General features: G+C 72.0%; 4 protein-coding genes. 1 reads left to right on the top strand and 3 read right to left on the bottom strand.

Features of this window, described 5'->3' with window-relative positions; all coding sequences use genetic code 11:
* A partial coding sequence (locus AC27VN_RS36850) for a rhodanese-like domain-containing protein (RefSeq protein WP_490879841.1) occupies positions 1-692 on the bottom strand: 692 nt, incomplete at its 3' end.
* 2 nt (positions 693-694) lie between these two features.
* Positions 695-1,675: a Bug family tripartite tricarboxylate transporter substrate binding protein gene (locus tag AC27VN_RS36845; protein WP_490879840.1), complete on the bottom strand. Its 981-nt coding sequence runs from the start codon at positions 1,673-1,675 to the stop codon at positions 695-697.
* Between the two features lie 136 nt (positions 1,676-1,811).
* Between AC27VN_RS36845 and AC27VN_RS36840 the strand changes: the two genes are divergently transcribed.
* On the top strand, positions 1,812-2,789 hold the full coding sequence (locus AC27VN_RS36840) for a fatty acid desaturase (protein WP_431510896.1): 978 nt from the start codon (positions 1,812-1,814) through the stop codon (positions 2,787-2,789).
* Here the strand turns inward: AC27VN_RS36840 and AC27VN_RS36835 are convergent.
* Positions 2,790-3,227, bottom strand: a 438-nt coding sequence (locus tag AC27VN_RS36835; RefSeq protein WP_490879839.1) for an alpha/beta fold hydrolase, incomplete at its 5' end; no start/stop codon positions are given.

Below are 3,227 nucleotides of genomic sequence, written 5' to 3'. Positions count from 1 at the left end.
CCCCAGTCCATCACGCCGTCCTCGACGAACACCGCGTCGCGCGCGCGGCCCAGCAGCCGCAGGGTGGTGGCGCCGACGATGCCGCGCGTGCGGCTGAAGCAGTTGATGGCCCAGAGGTGGTCGGCATCGGCGGGCGCATCGAAGCGCCGCAATGCGAGCTCGGTGCCGGGATGATTGCGCGCGCCCGGCAGCGAGAGGAATTCGAATTCGGCGCGCGGCCGTGCATCGACCAGCGTGGTGGGCCGGCCATCGCGCAGCCGCGCGCGCAGCGCCTCGACGCCGACCGAGGGCGTGCCGAAGTGCAGCCGCGCGCGGTCGCCGAAGGCCTTGACCAGCGTGCCGTAGCCGTCGATGACCGGCAACCCTTGCGCGGCCCAGGCCTCGATGCCGCCGGCCAGCAGGCGCACATCGGTGTAGCCCAGGCGCTCGAGCACGGCCGCGGCCTCGTGCGCGGGGCCATCGGGCGCGGCGCGGCCGTCGTAGAGCACGATCGCCGTGGAACGGCGCGGCACCAGCGTGGCGATCTGCGGCTCGAGGCCGCTCAGCGGCACGTTGCGCGCGAGGTTCGGATGCCGCGCGACGTAGTGGCGGGTCTCGCGCACGTCGAGCAGCGCGAGCTCGGGGCCGTCGGCGGCCAGCGGCAGCGCATGCAGCGCCGCGGCATCGAGGGTGGGGCGGTGGTGCGTGCTCATGCTCAGTTCGGCTGGATGCCGGCCTGCCTCACCACCGCGGTCCACTTGACGGTCTCGGTCTGGATGAAGCGGGCGAACTCCTCGGGCGAGCTGCCGACGGTGAAAGCGCCGATGTCGTCGTAGCGCTTGCGGAAGTCGGCCGACTGCACGATCTCGCGCAGCTCGCGCGACAGCCGCTGCACCAGCGGCGCGGGCGTGCCGCTGCGCACCACCACGCCGTACCACGAGGTGACCTCGAAGTCGCCGAGGCCGGCCTCGGCGGCGGTGGGCACCTCGGGCAGCCAGGGCGCGCGGCTGCGGTAGGCCACGGCCAGCGGCTTGAGCGTGCCGGCCTTGACGAAGGGGATCGCGGTCACGACCTCGTTGAAGATGAACTGGGTCTGGCCCGCGAGCAGGTCGTTGATGGCGGGCGCGCTGCCCTGGTAGGGGATGGGCGTGAAGTCGGCGCCGGTCTGGGACTTGAGCAGCTCGCCCGCGAGGTGCGAATAGGCGCCCACGCTGATGCCGTAGTTGACCTTGCCGGGGTTCTTCTTCGAGTAGTCGATGAGCTCGCGCGGGCTGTTGACCGGCACCTTGGGATTGACCAGCAGCAGCTGCGGCGTCTGCACCAGCAGCGACACCGGCGTGAAGTCGCGCGCGAGGTCGTAGCTCAGCTGTTTGAACAGCGCGGGCTGCACCGTGAGGTTGGAGGCCGGCGCGAGCAGCAGCGTGTAGCCATCGGCCGGCTGGCGCGCCACGTAGTCGAAGCCGATGTTGCCGGCCGCGCCGCTGCGGTTCTCGACCACCACGGGCTGCTTCAGGCGCTGCTGCAGCTGCTCGGCGACCTCGCGGCCGATCTTGTCGGCGATGCCGCCCGCGGGGTAGGGCACGACCACGCGCACGGTGCGCTGCGGATAGTCGTCGGGCGCGGCGGCCCGGGCCGGCAGCACGGTCGACAGGGCGAGCAGCAAGGCGGCGAGGCCGCGCGAGGGGAGGGTGTTCATGGGACGACGCAAAAAGCCAGCGAGCCTAGGGCGCGGGGGCGGCGGCGCGAACGAAGTTTCGCACCCTTGCTTATGCGGAATGGGCGCATGCGGCGCGGCCGAGGCTTCCTAGCATCGCAGGCCGGACCGCCTCCTCATGAACACCGCCGCCCGCACCTCCACCCAGCCGCTGCAACCCGCGGCCATCGCGCCCGCCGTTGCGGCGCTCCCCGCGCGCGGCCGCCGCCACTGGTGGTGGCACTATGAGGTGCCCACCCTGCTGCTCGCGGGCGCGCTCTACCTGGCCTGGGCCGCGCTGGTCTGGTGGCATGCGGCGCTGCCGGGCTGGGCGCTGTTCGCGGCCGGCGGCTACCTCGCGCAGCTGCACTTCTCGCTACAGCACGAGAGCATCCACGCGATGCGCCAGTTGCCGCAGTGGCTGCGCTGGGCCGTGGTGTGGCCGCCGCTCAACCTGTGGCTGCCGTACCCGTTCTACAACCGCGGCCACAGCGCGCACCACGTCAACTTCCATCTCACGCATCCCGAGCGCGACACCGAGAGCGCCTACCACTCGGCACCGGCCTGGGCCGGCTACGGGCGCTTCTGGCGCTGGATCTACCTGGCGAACCAGACGGTGGCCTTCCGCGTCGTGCTGGGGCCCTTCCTGCGGCTGTGGAAGCTGGTGCGCTTCGAGACCGGCCGGGTCGCGGCCGGCGACTTCTCGCGCTTGCCGACCTGGGGCTGGCATGCGCTGAGCGTGGCGCCGGTGCTGTACTTCGTGATCGGCGTGGCCGGCATGAGCCTGGGCGAGTACCTGCTGTGCTTCGTCTACCCGGGGATGATGCTGGGCTCGCTGCGCACCTTCACCGAGCACCGCTGGGCCGACACGCCGCACGAGCGCGTGGCGATCGTCGAATCGAACGCGGTGTTCGGCCTGCTCTACCTCTTCAACAACCTGCACCACGTGCACCACCGCGCGCCGACCATGCCCTGGTACGAGATCCCGGTGTACTTCCGGCGCCACCGCGCGGCGGTGCTGGCGGCCAACGGCCACTTCTACTACCGCGGCTATGGGCAGATCGTGCGGCGGCACCTGTTCCGGCCGGTGTTCGTGCCGGTGCACCCCGCTTGGTAGCTAGCCTGCGACGAAGCCCAGCACGCGCTCGATCACCTCGGCCTCCTTGAGGATGCGGCGGTGCCCCAGCCCCTGCGTGGCGAAGAGCCGCGCGCCCGGGATCGCATCGCGGTAGGCCTCGCTGTCGGCGAAGCGGTTCACGCGGTCGTCGCGGTCGTGCACGATCAGGGTCGGCCGCGCGATGCGCGGGCCCACGGCGGGCGGCTCGAACTGCGGCATCAAGATGCCCTCGCGCGATTCGATGCGCCGCTGCATCGCTGCGCGCGTGCGCTCGCGCAGGCCGAACACGTGGGCGAAGTAGCGCGTGTATTCGCGCGGCGAGGCGGGCGGTGCCAGCAGCACCAGCCGGTCGGCCGGCAGTCCGCGCGCCGCCGCGTAGGCCAGCGCATTGCCGCCCATCGAGTGCGCGATGGCCGCGCGCAGCGCATGGCCCTCGGC

Source organism: Variovorax sp. 20P10.2.4 (assembly GCF_058244205.1).
Note: the sequence above shows the minus strand (reverse complement) of the source record. Positions and strands in the feature narration are given on the sequence as shown.

Excerpts from the sequence above, each read along its gene's own strand:
- AC27VN_RS36845 (WP_490879840.1), bottom strand. The coding sequence starts at position 1,675 with ATGAACACCCTCCCCTCGCGCGGCCTCGCCGCCTTGCTGCTCGCCCTG.
- AC27VN_RS36840 (WP_431510896.1), top strand. The coding sequence starts at position 1,812 with ATGAACACCGCCGCCCGCACCTCCACCCAGCCGCTGCAACCCGCGGCC.